Genomic DNA, 25,111 nt, shown 5'->3' on the forward strand with positions numbered 1-25,111 from the left:
CCCCTGAGGCCTGCCGCCCCAGCCGCCTCCGCCGTAGCCGCCACCCCAGCCCTGGTCGTCGGGGCGCGAGGAGTCGATGTCGCGCTGAGCGAGCTGAAGCGCCTCGGAGGCCAGATGCGCGACGCGACGCGCCTGCACGAGGGCCTCTTCGCGAGTCTCCTCTGCAGGGAGAAGGTCGGACAGATCGACGCGGAGCCGTTCGGCCTCGGCGAGGCGGGTTCGCGCGTCGGCGCCGATCCAGCCGCGGTGCCCGGAGATGAGTCCGCGTGCCACGCCGAGCTGGCGGTCGGCGTCGTCCATCGCGTGCTGCACCTGAGCGATGCTCGGCAGCGGATGCTCCGCGCGGTGCCTCGCCTTGGCGATCGCCTCGTCGAGCGCGGAATTGGCTGTGCGGAGTTGCGAGAGCTCGGCGAAGGGATCGTTCGGCGTGCCGGAGGGAGTGAGGGCACTCAGAGCGGCCTGCAGATTCGAGACCGCCTCGGCGACTGCGGGGGCCTGAGGTGCGCTGCGTGCGGCGAGCAAGTCGCCGCGAGAGTCTGCCACGACCTCGGCGAGTGTGGATTCCGCCCGCAGCGCCTCGATCTCGAAGTCCTCCACGGCATCGAGCAGTGCCGACGCCCGGCGGGTCGCCTCGGTGGCGGTCTCGAGGGCGAGGTTCGCCTCTTCGTTCTGCTTCGCCGCGCGGCGACGTTCCGAGATGTCGGCGCTGTGCGTCGCGAAGGCGATCAGCTGCTCCGCCTCCGCGGCGCTGGCCGTGATCTGGTGCATGGCGGATTCGGCATAACGGGACGACAGCCGCTCGACGGCGTCATTGGTCTGGGGGATGCGGGCGCTCAGCGCAGCGGCATCCGCCCGTACCTGGGCGATCACCTCGGGGGCACGGCGCACCTTCGCGATCGACGCGGCAAGCACCGACGTCTTCTCGTCGAGCAGGTCCTGCGCCCAGTCGCACAACTGGAGGATGCGCGCGTTGCGGGTGCGCAGCTCCTCGGCCGTGTCGGGGATCTCGTCATGGTTGAGCTGGTGCATCTGGAACGCTTCGCGCAGATGGGTGCGGACCGCGGCGAGAGCCTTGCGAAGGTCGGCGGTGAGCGACCCGCCGAGCTCGGCCTCGGCGAAGGAGAGTTCGTCCGAGGTGGTGCGGATCCTCTCGTCGGCGCTGACCAGGGCCTGCTCCGCACGTCGCGCCAGATCGGCGTCCTGTGCGGCGAGTTCTTCCTGTTCGCGTTTGCGTCTGCCCCAAATTCCAGCCATGACCCCGATCCTAGTTTCCCCGGGCACCCCCGTGGCTGAGCATCCGCTCCGGGCGGACTCGGTTCGCTGAGGGCGTCAGGCGATCACCGCGGCGCGGGCCGACGGGCGTCCGCGCTTGGGACGCTCGGTCGCGAGTTCGAGAGCCATCGAATGGTGCGGATGCCGCGCGAGTCGATTCGCGAGGTGGTCCAGCCAGCGCAACTCCGCCTCAGCGGCGAAGATCATCGAGTCGCGCATCATCGACCGCGCGAAGCCCTCGGCGCCGTCGGAGTCATCAGCCGGCGCTGTCTTCTGCAGAGCCTGCAGCTGACGCAGGGAGGCATCGCGCTGAGCCTGGAGGGCTGCCGAGACGTCCACGCCCGGCAGGGTCGCCGCGACCGCGAGCTTCACCGCGACCTCGTCGCGCGTCGCCTGCGTCCTGACCACGGGGGAGGACAGCCACCGTGCGACCTCCGTGGAGCCGGCGTCCGTGATCTGCCAGTAGGCGTGGCCGTGCTCGTCCACGTCACCGCGTCGCACGAGCCCGTCGCGTTCGAGCCTTTCCAGCGTGTTGTAGATCTGTCCCACGTTCAGGGGCCAGGTGGAGCCGGTCCTACGATCGAACTCGTGGCGCAGCTGGTAGCCGTAACAGGGTCCCTGATCGAGGATGGCGAGCAGGCTCTGACGAACCGACATGATGATCTCCCGACCGCGTGTGATCGAACGCGATACCGAGTATATGGATACCGGGCAAGCATCCTCACGACCACGCAGGGCGTGTGTGCAGGCGACGCGCAGGTCACGGCCCGGTAACATGGCACCATATGCCTGGCGATCGCTTCTGCGACCGTCGGCGATTTACCCACTGACAGGGAGATGACATCCGTGGCCAATCCTCTTGAGAAGCTGCTGCGTGCTGGCGAAGGGCGGGTCATCCGCCGACTGAACCAGGTGGTCAAGGCAGTGGGGGCGCTGGAAGAGGACATCTCCAAGCTCACCGACGACGAACTGCGCAATGAGACCACCGAGCTCCGCGCCCGCTTCGAGAAGGGCGAGACGCTCGAGCAACTGATGCCCGAGGCGTTCGCCGCGGTGCGGGAGGCAGCCAAGCGCACGCTCGGAATGCGGGCCTACGACGTCCAGATCATGGGTGGTGCGGCCCTCCACCTCGGCAACATCGCCGAGATGAAGACCGGTGAGGGCAAGACGCTCGTCGCGACGCTCCCCGCGTATCTCAACGCGATCGCCGGCAAGGGCGTCCACATCATCACGGTGAATGACTTCCTCGCGAGCTACCAGGCCGAGCTCATGGGTCGCGTGTTCCGCGCTCTGGGCATGACCACCGGCATCATCGTCTCCGGGCAGACGCCGGCCATCCGCCGTGAGCAGTACGCCGCCGACATCACCTACGGCACGAACAACGAATTCGGCTTCGACTACCTGCGCGACAACATGGCGTGGCGCAAGGAGGACCTCGTCCAGCGCGAGCACTTCTTCGCGATCGTCGACGAGGTCGACTCGATCCTCATCGATGAGGCACGCACCCCGCTGATCATCTCCGGCCCTTCGTCGGGCGAGGCAAACCGCTGGTTCGCCGAGTTCGCGAAGATCGCTCGCACCCTCGAAGCGGGCGTCGACTACGAGGTCGACGAGAAGAAGCGCACGGTCGGCGTGCTCGAACCCGGCATCGAGAAGGTCGAGGACTATCTCGGCATCGAGAACCTCTACGAGTCGGCGAACACGCCGCTGATCTCGTTCCTCAACAACTCGATCAAGGCGCTCGCGCTGTTCAAGAAGGACACCGACTACGTCGTCATGAACGACGAGGTCATGATCGTCGACGAGCACACCGGCCGCATCCTGGTCGGACGCCGGTACAACGAGGGCATCCACCAGGCGATCGAGGCCAAGGAGGGTGTTCCGGTCAAGGCCGAGAACCAGACGCTCGCCACGGTGACCCTGCAGAACTACTTCCGCCTCTACGAGAAGCTCGCCGGCATGACAGGAACGGCCGAGACCGAGGCCGCCGAGTTCATGTCGACGTACAAGCTCGGTGTGATCCCGATCCCCACGAACCGGCCGATGATCCGCAGGGACCAGTCCGACCTCGTCTACAAGAACGAGACGGCGAAATTCACCCAGGTCGTCGAGGACATCGCAGAGCGTCACGCGTCGGGCCAGCCGGTGCTCGTCGGAACCGTGAGCGTCGAGAAGAGCGAGTACCTCTCGCGACTCCTCGCCAAGAAGGGGATCAAGCATGAGGTCCTCAACGCGAAGAACCATGCGCGCGAGGCCGAGATCGTCGCGCGCGCCGGTCGCTTGGGCGCAGTCACAGTAGCCACCAACATGGCCGGCCGCGGCACCGACATCATGCTCGGCGGCAACGCCGAGTTCCTCGCAGTGCAGGAACTCAAGGGCAAGGGACTCGACCCCGTCGAGACTCCCGAGGAGTACGAGATCGCCTGGGACGAGACTTACCAGGCGATGAAGGATGTCGTCGCCGAGGAATCCGGGAAGGTGATCGAGGCAGGCGGCCTGTATGTTCTCGGCACCGAGCGCCACGAATCGCGCCGCATCGACAACCAGCTGCGCGGTCGGTCCGGTCGTCAGGGAGACCCCGGCGAGAGCCGGTTCTACCTCAGCCTCACGGACGACCTGATGCGCCTGTTCCAGTCGGGTGCCGCCGAGGCGATCCTGTCGCGCACCAACTTCCCCGACGACGTGCCGATCGAATCCGGGCTGGTGTCGCGCGCCATCCGCAGTGCCCAGTCGCAGGTCGAGTCGCGCAACGCCGAGATGCGGAAGAACGTCCTCAAGTACGACGACGTCCTGAACCGTCAGCGCGAGGCGATCTACGCCGACCGCCGCCACATCCTCCAGGGCGACGACATCGCCGGCCGCGTTCAGCACTTCATCGAAGACGCGATCAGCGGCGTCGTGCGCGATCACACCGGCGAGGGACACAACGAGAGCTGGGACTTCGACGCCCTGTGGACCGAGCTGAAGACGCTCTACCCGGTCGGGGTGACGATCGACGAGGTCGTGTCCGAGGCGGCGGACCGCAAGGGCGGCATCACCGCCGACGGACTGACGCGTGAGCTGCTCTCCGATGCGAAGATCGCCTACGAGAAGCGGGAGGAGTCGCTCGGAGAAGCTGCGACCCGTGAACTCGAGCGCCGCGTCGTGCTGCAGGTGCTGGACCGTCGCTGGCGCGACCACCTCTACGAGATGGATTACCTCAAGGACGGCATCGGACTTCGCGCGATGGCGCAGCGTGACCCGCTGATCGAGTACCAGCGCGAGGGCTACGCGATGTTCCAGTCGATGATGGGGCAGATCAAGGAAGAGACGGTCGGCTACCTCTACAACCTCGAGGTCGAGGTGCGTCGTGCAGATGCGCAGACCGCCGAGGTCGAGGCCAAGGGTCTGGCGACAGACGGCGGAGAACAGCGTCTGGAGTACTCCGCGGCGAACGACGCGGGCGAGGTCGAGGTCCGCAACGATCGCGGTCAGGTGCAGCAGGCGGCGACCGATCGCCTCCGTCAGGCAGCCGCCGCGCGGGCTCAGACACCGCAGGAAGAGCCGGAGGAGGCGCCGAGAGGTGCCTTCGGTCAGCGGACGGATGCTCCCGCTCCCGTGGGTGGCAACCGCGAGCAGCGCCGCGCCCAGGAGAAGAAGAAAAAGAAGTAGGACGCAGGAACGGGAGGGCCAGTCGTTGTCGATTGGCCCTCTCGTCGTCGCTGTAGGCTTGGCCGATGACCCCCACGCGCAACTTCGATCAGTCGTCGAAGCTCAAGAACGTCCTGTACGAGATCCGCGGAAACGCCCTCGTCGAGGCGGCGCGGCTGGAGGCCGAGGGCCACAAGATCCTCAAGCTGAACACCGGTAATCCGGCGATCTTCGGCTTCGACGCGCCGCACCAGATCGTGCACGACATGCTCGCCGCGCTGCCGAGCGCGCACGGCTACAGCGACAGCAAGGGCATCATCTCCGCCCGACGTGCGGTGGTCAGCCGATACGAGCAGATCGAAGGCTTCCCCCGGTTCGATCCGGATGATGTCTACCTCGGCAACGGCGTCTCCGAGCTGATCACGATGACGATGCAGGCTCTGCTCGACGAGGGCGACGAGGTGCTCATCCCGGCGCCGGACTACCCGCTGTGGACGGCGATGACCAGTCTCGCTGGGGGCACGCCCGCGCACTACCTCTGCGACGAGGACGACGGCTGGCAGCCCGACCTCGAGGACATCCGCTCGAAGATCACCCCGCGCACCAAGGCGATGGTGATCATCAACCCGAACAACCCGACGGGCGTGGTCTATTCGCGCGAAATCCTGGAGGGGCTCGTGCAGATCGCGCGCGAGCATCAGCTGCTTCTGCTCTCCGACGAGATCTACGACCGCATTCTGTTCGACGGTGCGGTGCACATCCCGACCGCGACGCTCGCGCCTGATCTGCTGTGCCTCACATTCAACGGATTGTCGAAGACGTACCGCGTCGCCGGATACCGCTCGGGGTGGATGGTCATCACCGGCCCTCAGGATCATGCCAAGGGCTTCCTCGAGGGGATCACCCTCCTCGCCTCGACCCGTCTGTGCCCCAACGTGCCTGCGCAGCACGCGGTGCAGGCAGCCCTCTCAGGAGTGCAGTCGATCGATGCACTGATCGCGCCGACCGGTCGCCTGCACGAGCAGCGCGACATCGCGTGGCAGGGACTCGAGGCCATCCCAGGAGTCAGCTGCGTCAAGCCTGAGGGTGCACTGTACGCCTTCCCGCGCCTCGACCCGAACGTGCACGAGATCCGCGACGACGGCAAGCTGGTGTACGACCTGCTCGTCTCGGAGCACATGCTTCTGGTGCAGGGAACCGGATTCAACTGGCCCACACCGGATCACCTGCGTCTGGTCACCCTCCCCGAGCCGCGAGTGCTGAGCGAAGCCGTCGAGAGACTCGGGAACTTCCTCGCGAGCTACCGGCAGTAGCCGCCTGTTCCTTCTGCTCCTCCTCTGGCATGAGCGAGGCGGCGAGACGACGAACGGCGGCGACGAGCGCTGAACGAGGCGTGACGTCGGCCATGGGCCTGGCGTGGAGCAGCGCCGCATCAGCGGCGCGCTGATCGAACGGCACGAAAGTGACATCGGTGATCCCTGCGAAGCGTTCGAGAGTGCGCCGTACCTGACCGCGCGCATCGATGCCGAGTGGACCGGGGCGTACCTGGTTCACCACGACGGTCACCGGGGTCGGAGAGGACAGCCGTCGGAGCTCGGCATGATCCCGCAGGAACCTGCTGATGCCGACAGGGTCGGCGGAGGCGACGGCCACGATGGCATCCGCCTCCTGCAGAGTGGCCGAGGTGGCGGCGTGACGGCGCGGCCCTGACAGGTCGCTCGAGATCTCGTCGTCGGCGTCGAATGCCGCACCGACATCGACCACGGTCTCGTCGATCCACTCGCGGCACGCGCGCAGCGTGTGCCTCACTCGCACCGCTGAGAGCTCCGGCCATCGGGTCGGGCGGTTGAGTCCGGGAAGCACCTCGATATCTCCCGCGCTGGTGGAGACGGTCGTCGCCAGGCGCGTCAGCTCCGCGCCGTCGAGGCCGCCGAGTTCGGCACGTCGGCAGGCTGCGGCGAGCCCAGGCGAATCGTCTCCAAGGCCGAGCAGCAGTGCGAGCGAGGGCGCGACCGAATCCGCGTCGACGAGTGCCGTGCAGCGCCCTGCGTGAGACAGAGCGACAGCGAGCTGGATCGCGATCGTGGATCGGCCCGGCGCACCATGGGGCCCCCACACCGCGATGACGCGGTGCGGCGAGAGCGGTCGAGACCCGGCAGGGGCCCGAGAGTCCGAGGCAAGGGCCGCAGCGACCTCCCAGCCCGCTGCGTCCGCGGGCAGCGCCGCAGCGAGACCGAGTCGGCCGAGCAGCCGCGTCTCCGTGTCGCCGAGCGCGAGAACTCGCACCCCGGCGCGGTCGCACGACGCGATCAGATCGCCCGTCAGCACCGCTCGCGTCGCGGGAACCAGGATCGCCTCGATATTGGGAAGCAATCGGATGGGACCGGATGGCGCGACGATCGCCTCCACCCGAATCCCCTCCGCTTCGAGCTCGGCCGCCAGCTCCGACGCACGAGGTTGTGGCAGGGCCAGGATCACCGACGTCATGAGCCCGACCTGACCGGCACGACGGAGAGCGACGAGCCACCGGTGACGGCGGCGAGAACATCGGCCACGTCTGAGCGGTCGATCACGATCTCGATCTGCGCTCCGGCGTCGTCGAGCATCCCGTCCTCTTCGAGAACGGCGTGGACGATCACGTCCGCCACGAGGATGCGGGGTGTGTCGTACGTACGCCCGTCTTCCAGCGGCGGCGCGTGCCAGACCTCGATCACCGAACCGGCCGCGAGGGCTTCGGGGATGCCGGTACTGCTCTCGACGACGATCGTGGTGCTGCGGTTGTCGGCGGCATCGACAGCCGCGGACACGGGCACCAGCTCGCCCTTCTTCAGCGTGCGTGATGCGACCTGCCCCGGTTGCAGATCCTGCGGGCCGAGATAGTCGTCGGCCAATGCTCCCAGCCCTATCTCGACGACCTGGAAGTCGCCCGACGACAGAGCCTCGCCTTCGGTGATGTTGCGGTGCGCTTGAAGCACAGCCACCGCATCGTCGGAGGCCGAGACGATGAGCCAGACGCCGCTGATCGAGAGGATGACCAGGACGATGCCGATGAGGAAGCGGACATCGCCCCAGAATGCGCGCCGGGGGCGGGAGAGGACAGCCATGCCGCCATCGTCACAGAAATCCCGGTCGAACCCGTCGAGTTATCCACAGGGATGCGCCCGCCCGGGTCGCGGCCGGCACGTGAGGGAGAATGGGGACATGGCAGATTCGCCCGTGACCGCGCCGCGGTTCCTCGCTCCGGCGCAGGTCGCCGAATTGCTGAGCATCGACGTCGACGAGGTGATCGCGCTCGTCCACGACGGACGGCTCCGCGGGGCCCAGTTGGGCTCGCCACCTCGATGGCGCGTCGAGGAGCCCAGCCTGCAGGACTACCTCTCGGAGCAGTCCGAGACCTCCCGGCGGATGGCGCTGTGGAGGCAGTCGCAGACCGCGAGCTTTCCCGAGGTGTGGGGAACGTCGACTCAGGGAGCCTGAGCGCCAGGAGTTCGTACGGCGACGAGCCGGGAGAAGGGGATGATATGGAATCCCTGCACCGCAGAGGCGCGCCGGGCGTCTCCCGCGTCGTGCACGGCGAGATCGAGATGATCGGCCGCTGCACGATCGATCGTGCCGTGGAGCTCATCGCCCGTCAGGGTGGTCACGTGGACTGCCACTCGGCGTCGCGCGAGGTCGCGCAGCACGAAGCCCAGCGTCATCCGCTCGCGGAGCGCCTGATCTGAGGGCGGGTTGTCCTCGAGGCTCGCGAGGAGCATGCCGTGGTCGAGGGTCAGGCCGGCGAGCGCGTGGTGGGGAATGAGCAGGATCGACGGTGCGGCATGTATGCCGGCTGCCACCCGGGACACGACGGCCATCCAGTCCGCACCGAGAGTCTGGAGGATCACGGGGAGCCGCCATCCGTTCGCCAGGTCGATCGTGACTTCGGCTCCAGCGGTGCACAGCGTGCGCAGTCGTGCACGCAGCTCCAGCCGCGCGATCCGCAGGCGCTCGGACTCGGCATCGAGCGCGGCGCGTTCGGCTTCCCACTCCGCGGCGAGCTGACCCTCGAGGTCATCGAACAGGCGATCCCAGTGCATCCGACAGAGCGTAGGGGACGTCGTCACGCGATGTACGAGTTATCCACATTCCTTCGGACGAGCACCCCGCGGCGCGGCGTCGGCGTGCTGAACTGACCCGCAGTTCTCCCCGATCGAGAGTTTCCATGATGACGCTTCACGAATACTTCGCTCCGCAGCCGACGTCGACCGTCGAGCTTCCGGACCCCGTACCTCTGCTCCGCAGTCTCACGCAGGGAGCACTGGAAGTGCTCGCCGGCGTGAGAGAGGTCGATCAGCTCGCCCGTTGGTTCAGTGAGGACGCGTTCCGGAGTCTGGTCACCAGGGCGAATCTGTCTGCGAGGGCGCGCAGTGCACGAGGGGTCGCGCCGGCACGACCCACCTTCGAGATCCTGTCGATCCGGGTCTGCGAACCCCTGGACGGAGTGATCGAAGCGGTCATCGTCGTGGCCGGACCCGGGCGCACGCGTGCGGTGGCCGTGCGGCTGGAAGGCCTGGATCGACGCTGGCGTGCGAGCTCGCTGGCGATCCTCTGAGGGATGTCGGCCTAGGCTGGTGAGGTGTCAACCCTCAGTGATCTCGCCCACGCCCAGGGCCGTCTGACCGACAGCGACGTCGAGTGGCTCCACCGGCTCGCCGGCGACGGCCAGCTCCTCGCAGACCTCGCCTCAGCGGACATCGTCATCTGGATTCAGACCGACGACGGATCCTTCGTCGCTGTGGCGCATGCGCGACCGAGTGGAGCAGCGACGCTGTTCTACCGCGACATCGTGGGCGAACGCGTCCGCCCGCAGTGGCGCACGCAGGTGCAAGGTGCGTTCGAGTCCGCGGCGATCGTCGATTCGTCCTCGCCCGACTGGTTCGAGGAGACTCCGACGAGGGTGCGAGCGGTCCCGATCATCCGCGATCGAGGGAACGCCGAAACTGGTCCGACGATCATCGGCGTCGTGACGCGACACACGAATCTCGGAGAGGCGCGTACGCCGTCCCGCCAGCAGATCACCTTCGAGGAGTGCGCGAACGATCTCTTCCGCATGATCGCCGACGGGAGCTTTCCCGACCTCGCCGCACCGACATCACCGCGTCGCGGCGCGCCCCGTGCGTCGGACGGCCTCATCCGCATCGACGTCGACGGCATCACGACCTTCGCCAGTCCCAATGCGCTCTCGGCCTTCAATCGCATGGGCTTCGATGACGAGCTGGAAGGGGAGTCGCTGGCGGAGGTCACCACACGGCTCGTGCCGCCGTCGCGCCAGGTCGATGAGTCCCTGCCTGTCGTCGTCACAGGACGCGCTCCGTGGCGCACCGACATCGAGGCCAGGGGCGTCACGGTGTCGCTCAGGGCGATCCCGCTGAAGGATCACGGCACGCGCATCGGCGCCATCCTGCTGTGCCGCGACGTCTCCGAACTTCGCCACCAGGAGCAGGAGCTCATCACCAAGGACGCCACCATCCGCGAAATCCATCACCGGGTGAAGAACAACCTGCAGACGGTGGCGTCGCTGCTTCGAATCCAGGCGCGTCGCACGCACTCCGACGAGGCTCGAGACGCACTCACCCAGGCGATGCGGCGGGTGGATTCGATCGCCGTCGTCCACGACACGCTCGCCCAGGGGCTCACCCAGAAGGTCGACTTCGATGAAGTCTTCCACCGCGTCCTCAAGCTCGTGGCCGAGGTCGCTTCGGCGCCGAACACCCGCGCGCGCACGCAGTCGACCGGCCGCTTCGGCGTGCTGCCGAGCGAGTACGCGACACCTCTCGCGCTCGCCCTCACCGAGGTCGTCACGAACGCCGTCGAGCACGGGCTCGCCGGTCGCGAGGGGATGGTCACGATCGACGCGACGCGCACGGAGGACAATCTGCGCGTGACCGTTCACGACACCGGCCTCGGACTGCCGGAGGGACGGATCGGTCAGGGCTTGGGCACCCAGATCATCCGCACGCTCATCCAGGGCGAGCTCGGTGGCACGATCGAATGGCGAGGCGCGGACGGCGAGGGGACCGAAGTGGTCATCGACATCCCGCTGCGTTGGCTGGAGCCCTGACCTCGGTTCTCGCGGCGCAGAAGAAAGCGGCCTGAGATCAGATCTCAGGCCGCTGCTGCCGGACGGTCAGGACGCGCGGCGGGCGCGTGCGGCGCGGCGCTTCAGAGCGCGGCGCTCGTCTTCGGAGAGGCCGCCCCAGACACCGGAGTCCTGGCTGCTCTCGAGGGCGTACTGCAGACAGATCTCGGTCACCGTGCAGGTGGCGCAGACGGTCTTCGCCTTCTCGATCTGATCGACGGCCGGACCGGTGTTCCCGACGGGGAAGAACAGCTCGGGATCGACAGTCAGGCAGGCGGCTTTGTCGCGCCAGTCCATGGGGGCTCCTCGGTATGGATTTCCAGAGAGGTCGGGACGCGACCGCTCTGATTTCGGGTGACTGTTCGGGTTCAGCTACCCTGTTGATATGCGGACGGATGCCCGCGAATTGTGATGCGAGCGAAACGCCCGCCCCACGCCGCTGTGGGAGCACATGACGCTGTCTATTCTGTTACATAAAACCCGCTAAATCAAGGGTTTTCCGCCTTCTCACTCGATTCTCAGGAGACATATCGTGCGTGCACCCGGGCTGGCTCTCGCGGCCGCGGTCGTCCTCGCCGCGGAAGGCGCCGCACTCCTCGTCTTCGCCGTCATCGAGCTCGCTGGTCTGGGAGCGGGCGATGCCGCATCGCTGCCCACTGCTCTCGCGCTGATCGTGCTCACTCTCATCGGCGCGGCCGCCCTGATCGCGTTCGCTGTGGGTACTCGGTCCGGCCGATCCTGGGCCAGGTCCGGGGGAGTGGTCTTCCAGGTGCTGGCGATCGCCCTCGCGCTGGCATCGCTGTCCGTCCAGCCCGTCTCCTGGACGTTCACGATGGCAGTCGGTCTTCCCGCCCTGCTCGGCTTCGCCCTGCTCATCGGCAGCGCTCGTCGCGAGGGCGAGCAGCGGGAAGCGGAATGACGCGCTGACGCGCCTCCGTCTCAGTCGTCGATGCCGAGCAGCTTGCGGATCCGCGCGACGTGCCCGGTGGCCTTGACGTTGTACAGCGCGAGTTCGACGCTGCCGTTCTCCGAGAGGACGAAGGTCGAACGGATGACTCCTTCGACGACCTTGCCGTAATTCATCTTCTCGCCCCACACACCGTAAGCGGAATGCACGGCATGATCCGGGTCGCTGAGGAGCGTGAAGGTGAGTCCGTCGCGTTCACGGAACTGGGCGAGCTTGGGCGGCTCGTCGCGCGAGACTCCGATGACGCGGTAGCCGGCTCCCTGCAGCGAGGAGATGCTGTCGCGGAAATCGCACGCCTGGGTGGTGCATCCCGGCGTCATGGCTGCGGGGTAGAAGTACAGGACGACCTTCTGACCGCGCAGGTCCGCGAGAGCGACGCGATTTCCGTCCTGATCGAGGAGGGAGAAGTCGGGGGCTGCGGTACCGGGTTCCAGGCGCTGGGTCACCCGACCAGCCTATCGGCCGGGCGCCTGGTCCGCCTTGTCGGCGAATGTCTGCAGGAGTCGCTGCAGCGAGTCGAGGCGCGCGCGCCCGGTCTCGCCGAGCTCGCCGCGCTCCGCAGCTTCGATGAGGGCGCAGTCGGGGGCGTCGGCGAGATGGGTGCATCCGCGCGGGCAGTTCTCCGCGATCGCGGCGAGCTCGGTGAAGGCCGCCAGGATGTTCGCCGGATCCACGTGCCCCAGACCGAACGACCGCACGCCCGGGGTGTCGATCACCCACCCGGTGCCGAGGACTCCGTGATACCGCAGCGACACGGTCGACGAGGAGGTGTGGCGACCGCGGCCGGTGACCTGGTTCACATGCCCCGTTGCCCGACCCGCGGACGGCACGAGTTCGTTCACGAGTGTCGACTTGCCGACCCCGGAGTGCCCGACGAAGACCGTCGAACGGCCGACCAGAGCGGCTCCGATCTCATCGATCGGCATCTCGTCCTGCGCGCTCGTGAACACCTGCAGGTCGAGCCCGTCGAAGTGGGTGAGGAAAGCGGTGGGGTCGGCGATGTCGGTCTTCGTCACCACGAGGAGCGGACGGATGCCGGCATCCAATGCCGCCACGAGGTAGCGATCGACGAGCCGCGCCCGCGGTTCGGGATCGGCGGCGGCCACCACGACCAGCATCTGGTCGGCGTTCGCGACGATGACTCGCTCGACCTGATCCGTGTCGTCGGCGCTGCGCCGCAGGAGCGAGGTGCGGTCGGCGATGCCGATGATGCGACTGAGGGTGCCCTCGTCGCCCGAGGTGTCGCCGACCACGCGTGCCTGATCACCGGTGACGATCGGCATCCGACGGAGTTCGCGGGCGCGGACAGCGCTGATGATGTGCTCGTCCTCGGTGTCTTCGTCCATCAGCACGGTGTACCGCCCCCGGTCGACGCCGAGAACCCGGCCGTTCTGCGCGTCCTCGTGGGCGGGGCGACGCTTCGTCCGAGGCCGGTTCGCCTTCGGGTTCGGTCGGGTGCGTATGCTGCTCTCGTCGAAATCCTCGAAGTCGTCCTCGAGGTCGGAGTCGTCCAGCCAGCTCATCCGTCAGCCCTGCAGCATCCGCTCCCAGAGCATGGTGAACTCCGGGAGTGTCTTCGCGGTGGTGCCGATGTCGTCGATCTCGATGCCGGGGACCCGCAGCCCGATGAGTGCGCCGGTGGTGGCCATCCGGTGATCGTGATGGGCGGCCCAGCCGCCTCCGTGCAGGGCGGCAGGAATGATACGCAGGCCGTCGGAGAGTTCCTCGGCCTCGCCGCCGAGCGCGCGGAGGTTGCCGATGAGAGCGGCGATGCGATCGGTCTCGTGCAGGCGGATGTGTCCGATGCCGCGGATGGTCGTCGGCGAGTCGGCGAATGCCGCGAGACCCACCAGTGTCGGGGTGAGCTCGCTCGCCGCCGAGAGATCCATGTCGAGGCCCCGGATGCCGGAGCCGCCGCGCACCGTGAGGGTGCCGCCGTGCCGACCGACGTGCCCTCCCATGGCCTGCAGGATCTCCGGCAGCAGGGCGCCGGGCTGCGTCGAATGCGCCGGCCAGCCGGTGATCGACACCGAGCCTCCGGTGACGAGGGCGGCGGCGAGGAAGGGAGCGGCGTTGGAGAGATCGGGTTCGATCGCGATCTCCTTGGCGCGGGGAACCCCGGCCTCGACCAGCCATTCGCCGACGGCGGGGCGCTCGATCCGGACGCCGCGTCGGCTCAGCGCCTCGATGGTCATGTCGATGTGCGGCAGGCTCGGCAGGTGCTCGCCCGTGTGGACGAGGTGCAGCCCCACGTCGAAGCGCGGGGCGGCGAGCAGGAGTCCGGAGACGAACTGGCTGGAGGCGGAGGCGTCGATCTCGATGCGCCCGCCACGGATGCGCCCATGGCCGCGGATCGTGAACGGGAGTGCCCAGGTGCCCTCGTCGTCGATGTCGACGCCGAGATCGCGGAGGGCGCTGATCAGCCCGCCCATGGGTCGGTGCAGGGCCGTCTCGTTCGCGGTCAGGTGCACGTCGTGTGCCGCGAGTCCGGCGAGCGGTGCGATGAAGCGCATCACCGTGCCGGCCTGGCCGCAGTCGATGGTGCGGCCGCCCTCGAGCCGAGCGGGGGTGACCACCAGATCGGGGCCGAACTCGTGCCCGGCATCCACTTCTTCGATGCCGACGCCGAGCGCGCGCAGGGCGTCGACCATGCGAGCCGAGTCGTCGGAGTGCAGGGGCGCGATCAGTCGTCCCGGACCGTCGGCGATCGCGGCGATGATGAGTTCGCGGTTGGTGAGGGACTTGGACCCCGGGATGGTGAGTTCGGCGCGCACCGGGCCGTCCACGGCGGGCGCGGCGTATGCGCCCTGGACACGGGCGGGGGAATACCTGTTCGCGCTCATCGGTTCTCACTTTAGTGAACAGGATGCCCACGGCGTGAAGGCGCGGGCGTCCGCCGACGAGGAGAGCCCATGCTGAGCACGCTGGAACGCGGGACGCTGGACATCAGCGGCCTAGACTGGCCGGTGATGGATGACACCGCAACCACCGAGCCCGTAGGCGACCCTCGGCGCGAATTCGAAGAGCAGGCGATCCCCTTCATGGATCAGCTCTACGCCGCCGCGATGCGCATGACGCGCAACCCCGCCGACGCCGCCGACCTCGTGCAGGAGACGTTCGTGAAGGCGTACGGGTCCTGGGCGACCTTCTCGCAGGGCACGAATCTCAAGGCGTGGCTGTACCGCATCCTCACGAACACGTACATCAACATCTATCGGAAGCGGCAGCGCGAGCCCTATCAGGGCACGATCGACGAGCTCGAGGACTGGCAGCTCGGCGGCGCGGAGTCCACGACGGCGACACATGGTCGTTCGGCCGAGGCCGAGGCCATCGACCGGATGCCGGCATCCGTCGTGAAAGACGCTCTTCAGGCGGTTCCCGAGGATTTCCGACTCGCGGTGTACTTCGCGGACGTCGAGGGGTTCGCTTATCAGGAGATCGCCGACATCATGAAGACCCCCATCGGCACCGTGATGAGCCGTCTGCACCGTGGCAGACGGATGCTGCGGGAGCTGCTGGCAGATTACGCCGCTGAGCGGGGCATCGCCGCGGCTGACACGAGGAGTAAGAAATGAGCGACTGCGGCTGCGACAAGGCCCGTCAGGATCTGGAGGAGTACCTCCGCAACGAGGTCTGCAAGACCGAGCACACGGAGATCAGGGAGCATCTCGAGAACTGCGCGTCGTGCCGTGACGAGGCTCTCGTCGCGACGACGCTGACCGAGGTGGTGGCCCGGGCCTGCAAGGAGACTGCTCCCGAAGAGCTCCGCGACCAGGTGTTCGCCCGGCTCCGCGAGGTCCAGGCGTCCCAGCACTGAGCGTTCGTCGGAGGCCGTCGGTAGTGTGGAACGATGAGCACCATCGATGCGCGCGACGTACCAGCTGACCCGACCTCGACGGAACGCCTGAGCCCCGCCGGCTTCGATTATCGAGTCGTCGATCTGACGGATGACGCGACGGCCGACGCATTCCAGAGGGCTGCGGACCGAGGTTTCCTGGGTGCCGAGCCGAATGCCGACGCACTGGCGCACGCGCGGGCGGTGTTCCAGACCCGGCGAAACATCGGCGTGTACGAGGCGGAGGCGGTGCCGCACGCCTTCCCGGTCGCGACCACCAACGCCTGGGTCACACCCCTCACCCTCCCCGGCGGAGGCTCCATCGGGATGTGGGCGATCAGCATGGTCACGGTCGCCGGGACGCACCGACGCCGTGGAATCGCCCGCGCTCTGCTCGAGGGCGAACTGCGCGCCGCAGCATCCGCCGGCGTGCCCATCGCCGGTCTGACGGCCTCGGAAGCCACGATCTACGGTCGCTACGGCTTCGGCCCCGCGGTGCCGGTCGCCCGGTTCGTCGTCGACACCCGCCGTGCCGGCTGGAACGGTGTCACCCCTCCCGGCCGCGTCGAGTACGTGGATCGGGAGACCCTGGCCGCTGACATCGGGCGCGTGCACGATCGCACGCGGCGCGCCGTGCCGGGGCGGATCGAGGGGTGGCAAGGTCGCTGGGAGGGACTCTCCGGCGCCGCGACGTCCGTGACCGAACGCGACAAGGTGCGCGGCGTGCGCTACGTCGATGAAGCGGGCGAGGTCCGCGGCGCGGTCGCCTACACCATGAACGAGAAGGGCGATTCGTTCCGCTTCGCCCTCGACGTGCGGCTGCTGGTGGCTGAGACGCCGGACGCCCTCGCCGCACTGTGGCGCTTCGTCGTGCAGCACGACCTGGTCGACCAGGTGACCGCCGATCTGCGTCCGGTGGGCGATGCGCTGCCGTGGCTCGTCGCCGACCAACGCGCGGTGGAGCAGAGCGTGCACGACCACGGCTGGCTCCGCATCCTCGATGTGCCGGACGCCCTCTCGGCGCGCACATACTCCGGACCCCTCGATCTGGTGATCCGGGTGGATGACCCCCTCGGGTTCGCGGAGGGGAGCTGGCATATCCAAGCAGACGCCGACGGCGATGTGACCGTGGAAGAGACGTCTGAGCGCGCTGCGGACGTCACGATCGGGGTGTCGGCCCTGTCGGCCCTGTTCGTCGGTGGCGTCGGCGCGATGACGTTGCACGCCGCCGGGCTGATCGCGGCCGATGACGCCGCCGTCCGCTCCCTCGATCGCGCCTTCGCGGCCTCTCCCGCTCCGAATCTCGACATCTGGTACTGAGCCGGCATCCGCTCCGCCGAACGCACGAGAAGGGCCCCGACCATCAGGTCGGGGCCCCCTCGTGTTCGGGTGGGATCAGCTGATCGTGAGCGCCTCGCGCAGCAGCTTCGCCTGCTCGGCGGCGTGCACCTTCGAGGATCCGGTCGCTGGAGACGCCGAGGCGGTCCGGGCGACAGGCCGGAACGATCGGTCGCCGGGGACGTCGGCGAAGGCCAGCGCCAGGAACGGCCAGGCGCCCTGGTTCTCCGGCTCCTCCTGCACCCACACCAGCTCGGCGTTCGGGTACGAGTCGGTGATGGCCTTGAGCTCGTCGATCGGCGTGGGGTACAGCTGCTCGAGCCGAACGAGGGCGATCTCGGGGTTCGGGTTCTTCTCGAGCTCCGCACGGAGATCCCAGTGGACCTTGCCGGAGTGCACGAGCACGCGGCGGACGCCGTTGCGGTCGACACCGCGGTGGTCGTCGATGACGGGCTCGAACCGGCCTTGGGTGAAGTCCTCGACCGGGCTGGTCGCACCACGAAGTCGCAGCATCGCCTTCGGTGTGAAGACGATCAGCGGCTTTCGCGGGCGGGCGTACGCCTGCCGACGCAGGAGGTGGAAGTAGGACGCCGGGGTCGACGGCCGCGAGACGATCATGTTCTCCTGCGCGCACAGCTGAAGGAAGCGCTCGATGCGGGCCGAGGAGTGGTCCGGTCCCTGCCCCTCGTAGCCGTGGGGGAGCAGCAGGGTGACGCTGGACTGCTGGCCCCACTTCTGCTCTGCCGCGGAGATGTACTCATCGATGACCGACTGGGCGCCGTTGACGAAGTCGCCGAACTGCGCCTCCCAGAGCACGAGGGCCTCGGGAGCCTCGACCGAGTAGCCGTACTCGAACCCGAGGGCGGCATACTCGCTCAGCAGCGAGTCGTAGATGAAGAACCGGCCCTGCGCATCGGACAGGTTCGACAGGGGGAGCCATTCCTGGCCGTTCGCCCGGTCGTGCAGTGTGGCGTGACGCTGCACGAACGTGCCGCGCCGCGCATCCTGCCCGGCGAAGCGCACCGAGGTGCCCTCGACCAGCAGGGAGCCGAAGGCGAGCAGCTCGCCGAAGCCCCAGTCGATGCCGCCGTTGCGACTCATATCGAGTCGCTTGTCCAGCAGCTGCTGGATCTTCGGGTGCACCGTGAAATTCTCGGGCTTGTTCACGAAAGCATCACCGATGAGGCGGATGACCTCGCTCGGGACACCCGTGACGTCGGGTGCGCCGACCTGCTCCTCGACCGGCAGCACCTCCGGGGCGACCTCGTTGGTTCCGGTCTCGGCGGCATGCGTGTCGGCGAACGCGATCTCGAGGCGGTTCTGGAAGTCCGCCTTCGCCTCGTCGTACTCCTGCTCGGTAATGTCGCCGCGACCGACGAGCGATTCGGTGTACAGCTTGCGGACCGAGCGCTTCGCCTGGATCAGGTCGGTCATCAGCGGCTGGGTCATCGAAGGATCATCGCCCTCGTTGTGACCGCGACGGCGGTAGCAGACGAGGTCGATCACGACGTCGCGGTGGAACCGCTCACGGTACTCGAACGCGAGCTGCGCGACGTGGATGACGCCCTCGGGGTCGTCGCCGTTCACATGGAAGACCGGCGCCTGGATGGTCTTGGCGACGTCGGTCGCGTACACCGAGGTGCGACCGTCGTTCGGAGACGTCGTGAAGCCGACCTGGTTGTTGACGACGACGTGGATCGTGCCACCGGTGCGGTAGCCGCGCAGCTGCGACATCTGCAGCGTCTCGACCACGACGCCCTGACCGGCGAAAGCGGCATCGCCGTGCACCAGGATCGGCAGCCAGGCGAAGGTGCCGATCGGCTTGCGGTCCTGCTTGGCGCGGACGATGCCCTCGAGGACTCCGTCGACCGTCTCGAGGTGGGACGGGTTCGCGGCCAGGTAGACGGGCAGTTCCGACCCGTCGTCGGCGACGAAGGTGCCCTCGGTGCCGAGGTGGTACTTCACGTCACCCGAGCCGCGCTGGTTGCCCGGCGTCTGCGTGCCCTCGAACTCGCGGAACACCTGGCCGTAGGTCTTGCCGGCGATGTTGGTGAGCACGTTCAGACGACCGCGGTGGGCCATGCCGATCGCGGCGCCCTCGAGCCCGGCCGTGGCCGCGCCCTGCAGGATCTCGTCGAGCAGCGGGATCAGCGACTCGCCGCCCTCGAGGGAGAAGCGCTTCTGGCCGACGAACTTCGTCTGCAGGAAGGTCTCGAACGCCTCGGCCTCGTTCAGCTTGCGGAGGACCCGCAGCTGCTCGTCGTGCCCGGGCTTCTGGTACTTGATCTCGACCTTCTCCTGGAACCAGCGGCGCTGCTCCGGATCCTGGATGTGCATGTACTCGATGCCGAGCGTGCGGCAGTACGAGTCGCGGAGCACACCGAGGATGTCGCGCAGCTTCGCGACGCGCCGGCCGCCGAAGCCTCCGGTCACGAACTCGCGGTCGAGGTCCCAGAACGTGAGTCCGTGGCTCTCGATCTCGAGGTCGGGGTGCGAGCGCTGCACGTACTCGAGGGGGTCGATGTCGGCCATCAGGTGGCCGCGCACGCGGTAGGAGTTGATGAGCTCCTGCACACGGGACTGCTTGTCGACGCGCTCCGCGAGATCCACGGCGATGTCGGGATTCCAGCGGATGGGGGCGTACGGGATGCGGAGAGCGGCGAAGATGTCGTCGTAGAAGCCGCGCTGGCCGATGAGCAGCTCGTGCACCTTCTTGAGGAACTCGCCCGATCCGGCGCCCTGAATCACGCGGTGGTCGTAGGTGCTGGTCAGCGTGATCGTCTTGCCGATCGCGAGCTCGTTGAGCGTGCGGGCGCTGGCGCCCTGGAACTCCGCCGGGTACTCGAGGGCACCGGCGCCGATGATGCAGCCCTGGCCCTTCATCAGACGCGGGACCGAGTGCACGGTGCCGATGCCGCCGGGGTTCGTCAGGGAGACCGTCGTGCCCTGGAAGTCCGCCGCGGTGAGCTTGTTGCCGCGGGCGCGCGTGACGAGGTCTTCATATGCGATGAGGTACTCGCTGAAGCTCATGGTCTCGGCGCGCTTGATGCTCGGCACCATGAGGGCGCGCGTGCCGTCGGGCTTGGGGAGATCGATCGCGATGCCGAGGTTGACGTGCGCCGGAGCGACGACCGAGGGCTTTCCGTCGATCTCTGCGTAGAAGACGTTCTGGCTGCGGAACTCGTCGAGGGTGCGGATGAGCGCCCAACCGATGAGGTGGGTGAAGCTGATCTTGCCGCCGCGCGTGCGGGCCATGTGGTTGTTGATGACGATGCGGTTGTCGATCATCAGCTTCGCGGGCACCGTACGGACGCTGGTCGCGGTCGGGACCGTGAGCGACTGGTCCATGTTCGCAGCGAGTGTCTTGGGCATACCGCGAAGCGGCGTGACCCTGTCTTCTTCTGCCGCGTCGACGGCTTCCTTCGCGGCGGGCTTCGGAGCCTGGGCGGGAATCGGAGCCGTGGCGGCGGGCTTGGTGGTCGTCCGAGCCACGGGCTGCGAGCCGATCACCGGGATGGGGGCGGTGACGGGGTGGGCACCCGTGTCTGCGACAGGTGCGGCCGGTGCGGAAGGTGCCGCGGGTGCGGAGGATGCTGCCGCAGGTGCAGCGGCTCCGGTGGTGTCCGAGTGGTACTTCTCGAGAACCGGCCACCACTCCTTGTCGACCGAGTCGCGGTTCTCTTTGAACTGCTCGTAGAGCTCTTCGACGAGCCAGGAATTGGCTCCGAACCCCCCGTCGCCCCCGACGCCGGTCACCTGGTTCGACACGCTGTATCGCCCTCTTTCATCGCTGAAGCACTCAGGTGCAGACGACGGCGCAGGATGCGCTCGGGTCCGCACACTCTCGACTGTCAAGCCTAACGTGTTTCGTCGCGGCAATCGTCGAAGCGGTGTGCCCGGCGCGCGGCTATCTGGGTACCGTGGAGACATGGACTTCTCAGGAGCGCAGCCGACAGTGGATCTGACCTACTCGGACGTGTTCCTCGTCCCGCGGCGATCCGCGGTCACCAGCCGGCTCCAGGTCGACCTCGCTCCGCAGGACGGCACCCCAGCCACCCTTCCGCTGGTCGCCTCGAACATGAACTCGGTCACCGGCCCGCGGTTGGCGGCCGTGCTCGCCCGCCGCGGCGGATTGGGCGTGCTCCCGCAGGATCTCCCGCTCCAGGACCTGGATGCAGCGATCCGGGACGTGAAGTCGCAGCCGGTGCTCTGGGACACGCCGATCGTGCTTCCGCCGGAGGCATCCGTCGCGGACGCTCTCCGGCTCCTTCCGCCCACCGCAGGGCACGGGATCGTGGTGGCGCGCGGAGGAGCACCGATCGATGTGGCCGACGTGCTCGGCATCCTTCCGGCGACGAGGCTCGCCACCGCGCTGCCGGACGCTCAGCTCGGTGACCTCGTGCACACCGGCGTTCCCTCGATCGACGCCGAGGACATCGGTTCCGAGCGTCATGCGTTCGACGTGATCACCGACGCCGGCGTCGAGATGGTGACGGTCATCCACCACGGGCATCTCGTCGGCACGCTGAGTGCACGGACCGCGCTGCGCTCCACGCTCTACCGTCCTGCACTCGACGCCGACGGGCGCCTCGTGGTCGCCGCCGCCGTCGGCATCAACGGCGATGTCGCGGCCAAGGCGAAGGCGCTCGCGGGCGCGGGCGTCGATGTGCTGGTCGTCGACACGGCCCACGGACACCAGGAGGGGATGCTCCGCGCACTGCGCGCCGTGGCCGACCTCGACCTGGGGCTCCCGATCGTCGCGGGCAACATCGTCACGGCCGACGGGGTGCACGACCTCGTCGACGCGGGAGCCTCGATCCTCAAGGTCGGCGTCGGGCCGGGCGCCATGTGCACGACGCGCATGATGACCGCGGTCGGCAGGCCCCAGTTCTCGGCCGTGCTCGAGACGGCGCAGGCGGCGAAGGAGCTCGGTGCGCACGTGTGGGCCGACGGCGGCGTGCGGTATCCGCGAGACGTGGCGCTCGCGCTCGCAGCGGGCGCGGCATCCGTCATGGTGGGATCCTGGTTCGCCGGCACGATCGAAGCACCGGGAGAGCTGCAGCGCGACGCCGAGGGGCGAATCTTCAAAGAATCGTGGGGCATGGCCTCGACGAAGGCGGTGCAGGCGCGATTCGGCCGTCTGGATGCGTACGAGCGCGCTCGCAAGGAGCTCTTCGCCGAGGGCATCTCCTCATCGAAGATCTACCTCGACCCGCTGCGCCCCGGACTCGAGGACCTGCTCGACATGATCACCTCGGGCGTGCGGTCGTCGTTCACCTACGCCGGGGCGTCGTCGGTGCCGGGATTCCACGACCGTGCGCTCGTCGGACTGCAGTCCGCCGCGGGCTACGAGGAGGGCAAGGCGCTGCCGGTCAGCTGGTAGCCGTGGTCGCACGCACGCACGCACGCACGCACTCACGGACAGTTTCTGTAGAATCGTCGGCATAATGGACGACCCTCCCAGTTGCAGAACATCGCCCCACTGTCCGCCTCTCTCACCGGAGAGGAACCGCTGATGGACTACATCATGTTGGGCGTGGGGCTCCTGCTCACGGTCGGCACCGGCCTCTTCGTCGCGAGCGAGTTCGCGCTGGTCAATCTCGACCGCGCCGATCTCGAAGCGCGTCAGGCGAAAGGCGAGTCCCGCCTCTCGCTCACGATCAGTGCTCTCCGGCACACGTCCACGCATCTGTCCTCGGCACAGCTCGGCATCACTCTCACCACGCTCCTCACCGGTTACACGATGGAGCCGGCGCTCTCGAACCTGCTCGGACCGACGCTCGTCGCGTGGAGCATTCCCGAGGCAGCGGTCGGACCGATCGCGACGATCGTGGCGATGTTCGTGGCGACCGTGCTCTCGATGATCCTCGGGGAGCTGGTTCCCAAGAACTTCGCCCTCGCTCTTCCGCGTCAGACGGCGAAGCTCGTGATCCCCTTCCAGGTCGCGTTCACGACCGTCTTCAAGCCCGCCGTCGTCGTGCTCAACGGCAGCGCCAACGGCGTGCTGCGCAGCATGGGCATCGAGCCCAAGGAGGAGCTCTCGGGTGCACGCAGCGCCGAGGAGCTCTCATCCCTGGTGCGCCGTTCGGCCAGCGCCGGCCTGCTCGAGGCCGACACCGCGAGCCTGCTCGATCGCACGCTCACCTTCTCGCGCCTCAGCGCCGCCGACGTGATGACGGCGCGGCCGAGCATGCACGCGCTCGCCGCCGGTGACTCCGCCGACGATGTCATCCAACTCGCCCGCCGCACCGGACACAGCAGGTTCCCCGTCTACGACGGCGATCTCGACGACATCTCCGGCGTCGTGCACCTCAAGGCCGCGATCTCCGTTCCGCGAGAGCGCCGTGCCGAGGTGCCGGTGGGCGCGCTCGCGACCGACGCGTTGCGCGTGCCCGAGACGGTCCACGTCGACGGCCTGATCTCCGAGCTCCGCGCCCGCGGCTACCAGTTGGCCGTCGTCGTCGACGAGTACGGAGGCACCGCAGGACTCGTGACGCTCGAGGATCTGGTCGAGGAGCTCGTCGGCGAGGTCTCGGACGAGCACGATCGCACCAGGGCCGGGATCATCCGCGGACGCGATGGAATCACGTTCCCGGGCGAGCTCCGCCCTGACGAATTGCGCAGCCGTGCCGGTGTCGTCGTGCCGGAGGGCGACGTGTACGACACCGTGGGCGGATACGTGATGAGCGTGCTCGAGAGGGTGCCGTCGATCGGCGACGAGGTCTCGGTCGACAGCGGTCTGCTCCAGGTGGTCCGCATGGACGGCCGACGCGTGGATCGAGTGCGCTACGTTCCGAGACCGCACGGACCAGGAGAGGAGGTCACCCGATGAATGACTGGGGAGGACTCGCCTGGCTCGTCGTGCTTCTCGTCGCGAACGCGTTCTTCGTCGGCGCCGAGTTCGCGGTGATCTCCGCGCGGCGCTCGCAGATCGAGCCGCGCGCCGAGCAGGGCTCACGTGCCGCCAAGACCGCGCTGTACGCGATGGAGCACGCGACGCTCATGCTCGCGACCTCGCAGCTCGGCATCACGATCTGCTCGCTGCTGATCCTGAATGTCTCCGAGCCCGCGATCCACCACCTGCTCGCCGTGCCGATGCACGCGTTCGGCTGGTCGGAGGGCGTGGTCGACGCGGTGGCGTTCACGATCGCTCTGCTGATCGTCTCGTTCCTGCACGTCGTCTTCGGCGAGATGGTGCCGAAGAACCTGGCGTTCTCGGTTCCCGATCGCGCGGTGCTGATCCTGGCGACGCCGCTGGTCTGGGTGTCGAAGATCTTCATGCCGGTGATCTGGGTGCTGAACGCCGCTGCGAACGGCGTGCTGCGTCTGTTCCGGGTCGAGCCGAAGAACGAGGCGGCATCGACGTTCACGCTCGAGGAGGTCGCGACGATCGTCGACCAGTCCCGTCGGGAGGGCGTGCTGAGCGACACCGCCGGGACGGTGGCCGCCGCGGTGGAGTTCACCGACAAGAAAGCGCGCGACGTCGCCGTTCCCCTCAGCGACCTCATCACGCTGCCGCAGACGACGACGCCGGACGACATCGAGAAGGCCGTGGCCCGCTACGGCTTCTCGCGCTACGTGATCGTCGATGCGGATGCCGTGCCGGTCGGCTACGTGCACCTCAAGGACATCCTGCGAGCATCGGATGGTCCGGACGCGGCGGTGAAGCTCGTGGAGCCGCTCCCGCCGAAGCGCATCCACCACATGGTGCCTGTGCAGGAGGACACCGACCTGGAAGACGCCCTGGCGCTGATGCGCCGAGCCGGTCGCCATCTCGCCAAGGTGCGCGACGCCGAAGGGCGCACCACTGCCGTGCTGTTCCTCGAGGACATCCTCGAGGAACTGGTCGGCGAGGTTCAGGACGCGACGCGGCGCATCCGGGGCCGCTGACCGCGGCATGCATGGCGAAGGCCGCCTCCCGAGACGGGTGGCGGCCTTCGTCGTGCCTGCG

Annotated in this window: 22 protein-coding genes; 12 read left to right on the top strand and 10 right to left on the bottom strand. The window is 68.0% G+C overall.

Annotation, left to right across the window (positions count from 1 at the left end; all coding sequences use genetic code 11):
* Both RS85_RS01180 and RS85_RS01185 read right to left on the bottom strand, forming a co-directional pair.
* Window positions 1-1,254 (bottom strand): hypothetical protein (locus RS85_RS01180; protein ID WP_046011594.1); only part of this gene is annotated, 1,254 nt, incomplete at its 3' end.
* Window positions 1,255-1,329: 75 nt separating this feature from the next.
* Complete coding sequence (locus RS85_RS01185; RefSeq protein ID WP_046011595.1) at window positions 1,330-1,929, bottom strand: PadR family transcriptional regulator; 600 nt, start codon at window positions 1,927-1,929, stop codon at window positions 1,330-1,332.
* Between the two features lie 189 nt (window positions 1,930-2,118).
* Between RS85_RS01185 and secA the strand changes: the two genes are divergently transcribed.
* Together secA and RS85_RS01195 are read left to right on the top strand one after the other, a co-directional pair.
* A complete protein-coding gene (secA, locus tag RS85_RS01190; RefSeq protein WP_046011636.1) occupies window positions 2,119-4,923 on the top strand; it encodes a preprotein translocase subunit SecA in 2,805 nt (934 codons plus the stop codon).
* A gap of 65 nt (window positions 4,924-4,988) precedes the next feature.
* The gene (locus RS85_RS01195) at window positions 4,989-6,215 is read left to right on the top strand and encodes a pyridoxal phosphate-dependent aminotransferase (RefSeq protein WP_046011596.1); all 1,227 of its coding nucleotides are present in this window, start codon (window positions 4,989-4,991) and stop codon (window positions 6,213-6,215) included.
* Here the strand turns inward: RS85_RS01195 and RS85_RS01200 are convergent.
* Window positions 6,139-7,389: an AAA family ATPase gene (locus tag RS85_RS01200; RefSeq protein WP_046011597.1), complete on the bottom strand. Its 1,251-nt coding sequence runs from the start codon at window positions 7,387-7,389 to the stop codon at window positions 6,139-6,141. The genes RS85_RS01195 and RS85_RS01200 overlap by 77 nt on opposite strands.
* Window positions 7,386-8,006 carry an SAF domain-containing protein gene (locus RS85_RS01205; protein WP_046011598.1) on the bottom strand — a complete coding sequence of 207 codons (621 nt, stop codon included), beginning with the start codon at window positions 8,004-8,006 and terminating at the stop codon, window positions 7,386-7,388. The genes RS85_RS01200 and RS85_RS01205 overlap by 4 nt, the downstream gene beginning before the upstream one ends.
* A gap of 97 nt (window positions 8,007-8,103) precedes the next feature.
* Here RS85_RS01205 and RS85_RS01210 point away from each other — a divergent pair, with 97 nt between their 5' ends.
* Entirely contained in the window at window positions 8,104-8,379 is a 276-nt protein-coding gene (locus RS85_RS01210; protein ID WP_046011599.1) for a helix-turn-helix domain-containing protein, read from the top strand.
* Here the strand turns inward: RS85_RS01210 and RS85_RS01215 are convergent.
* A complete protein-coding gene (locus RS85_RS01215) occupies window positions 8,367-8,978 on the bottom strand; it encodes a hypothetical protein (protein WP_046011600.1) in 612 nt (203 codons plus the stop codon). The genes RS85_RS01210 and RS85_RS01215 overlap by 13 nt on opposite strands.
* A gap of 128 nt (window positions 8,979-9,106) precedes the next feature.
* On the opposite strand from RS85_RS01215, the gene RS85_RS01220 reads away from it, so the two are divergent.
* Window positions 9,107-9,493 (top strand): Rv3235 family protein, encoded by a 387-nt coding sequence (locus RS85_RS01220; RefSeq protein ID WP_046011637.1) that lies wholly within the window; start codon window positions 9,107-9,109, stop codon window positions 9,491-9,493.
* Window positions 9,494-9,517: 24 nt separating this feature from the next.
* On the top strand, window positions 9,518-11,002 hold the full coding sequence (locus RS85_RS01225; RefSeq protein ID WP_046011601.1) for a sensor histidine kinase: 1,485 nt from the start codon (window positions 9,518-9,520) through the stop codon (window positions 11,000-11,002).
* Between the two features lie 66 nt (window positions 11,003-11,068).
* On the opposite strand, the gene RS85_RS01230 is transcribed toward RS85_RS01225, so the two are convergent.
* Window positions 11,069-11,317 carry a WhiB family transcriptional regulator gene (locus tag RS85_RS01230; protein ID WP_028503730.1) on the bottom strand — a complete coding sequence of 83 codons (249 nt, stop codon included), beginning with the start codon at window positions 11,315-11,317 and terminating at the stop codon, window positions 11,069-11,071.
* 235 nt (window positions 11,318-11,552) lie between these two features.
* Between RS85_RS01230 and RS85_RS01235 the strand changes: the two genes are divergently transcribed.
* Complete coding sequence (locus tag RS85_RS01235; protein ID WP_046011602.1) at window positions 11,553-11,939, top strand: hypothetical protein; 387 nt, start codon at window positions 11,553-11,555, stop codon at window positions 11,937-11,939.
* A 20-nt stretch (window positions 11,940-11,959) separates the two neighbouring features.
* On the opposite strand, the gene bcp is transcribed toward RS85_RS01235, so the two are convergent.
* The 3 genes from bcp to aroA are packed head-to-tail and all read right to left on the bottom strand — an operon-like array spanning window position 11,960 to window position 14,830.
* Complete coding sequence (bcp, locus tag RS85_RS01240; protein ID WP_046011603.1) at window positions 11,960-12,433, bottom strand: thioredoxin-dependent thiol peroxidase; 474 nt, start codon at window positions 12,431-12,433, stop codon at window positions 11,960-11,962.
* Window positions 12,434-12,442: 9 nt separating this feature from the next.
* Window positions 12,443-13,510 carry a ribosome small subunit-dependent GTPase A gene (rsgA, locus tag RS85_RS01245; protein WP_046011604.1) on the bottom strand — a complete coding sequence of 356 codons (1,068 nt, stop codon included), beginning with the start codon at window positions 13,508-13,510 and terminating at the stop codon, window positions 12,443-12,445.
* Between the two features lie 3 nt (window positions 13,511-13,513).
* Window positions 13,514-14,830 (bottom strand): 3-phosphoshikimate 1-carboxyvinyltransferase, encoded by a 1,317-nt coding sequence (gene aroA, locus RS85_RS01250; RefSeq protein WP_046011605.1) that lies wholly within the window; start codon window positions 14,828-14,830, stop codon window positions 13,514-13,516.
* Window positions 14,831-14,899: 69 nt separating this feature from the next.
* On the opposite strand from aroA, the gene RS85_RS01255 reads away from it, so the two are divergent.
* From RS85_RS01255 to RS85_RS01265, 3 genes are read left to right on the top strand one after another with little or no spacing between them, the layout of a single operon-like run.
* A complete protein-coding gene (locus RS85_RS01255) occupies window positions 14,900-15,562 on the top strand; it encodes a sigma-70 family RNA polymerase sigma factor (protein ID WP_046011606.1) in 663 nt (220 codons plus the stop codon).
* A complete protein-coding gene (locus RS85_RS01260; RefSeq protein WP_046011607.1) occupies window positions 15,559-15,804 on the top strand; it encodes a zf-HC2 domain-containing protein in 246 nt (81 codons plus the stop codon). The genes RS85_RS01255 and RS85_RS01260 overlap by 4 nt, the downstream gene beginning before the upstream one ends.
* Before the next feature lie 33 nt (window positions 15,805-15,837).
* A complete protein-coding gene (locus RS85_RS01265) occupies window positions 15,838-17,142 on the top strand; it encodes a GNAT family N-acetyltransferase (RefSeq protein WP_046011608.1) in 1,305 nt (434 codons plus the stop codon).
* 75 nt (window positions 17,143-17,217) lie between these two features.
* On the opposite strand, the gene RS85_RS01270 is transcribed toward RS85_RS01265, so the two are convergent.
* Window positions 17,218-20,928, bottom strand: a complete 3,711-nt coding sequence (locus RS85_RS01270; RefSeq protein ID WP_046011609.1) for a multifunctional oxoglutarate decarboxylase/oxoglutarate dehydrogenase thiamine pyrophosphate-binding subunit/dihydrolipoyllysine-residue succinyltransferase subunit — start codon at window positions 20,926-20,928, stop codon at window positions 17,218-17,220.
* Window positions 20,929-21,088: 160 nt separating this feature from the next.
* Between RS85_RS01270 and RS85_RS01275 the strand changes: the two genes are divergently transcribed.
* The 3 genes from RS85_RS01275 (at window position 21,089) to RS85_RS01285 (ending at window position 25,050) form a co-directional block, all read left to right on the top strand.
* Window positions 21,089-22,543, top strand: coding sequence for a GuaB1 family IMP dehydrogenase-related protein (locus tag RS85_RS01275; protein ID WP_046011610.1), 1,455 nt, complete (start codon window positions 21,089-21,091; stop codon window positions 22,541-22,543).
* A gap of 132 nt (window positions 22,544-22,675) precedes the next feature.
* Window positions 22,676-23,992, top strand: coding sequence for a hemolysin family protein (locus RS85_RS01280; RefSeq protein WP_046011611.1), 1,317 nt, complete (start codon window positions 22,676-22,678; stop codon window positions 23,990-23,992).
* Window positions 23,989-25,050: a hemolysin family protein gene (locus RS85_RS01285; RefSeq protein ID WP_046011612.1), complete on the top strand. Its 1,062-nt coding sequence runs from the start codon at window positions 23,989-23,991 to the stop codon at window positions 25,048-25,050. The genes RS85_RS01280 and RS85_RS01285 overlap by 4 nt, the downstream gene beginning before the upstream one ends.
* Window positions 25,051-25,111 lie beyond the last annotated feature (61 nt).

Source organism: Microbacterium sp. SA39 (assembly GCF_000967865.1).
Lineage (GTDB): Bacteria > Actinomycetota > Actinomycetes > Actinomycetales > Microbacteriaceae > Microbacterium.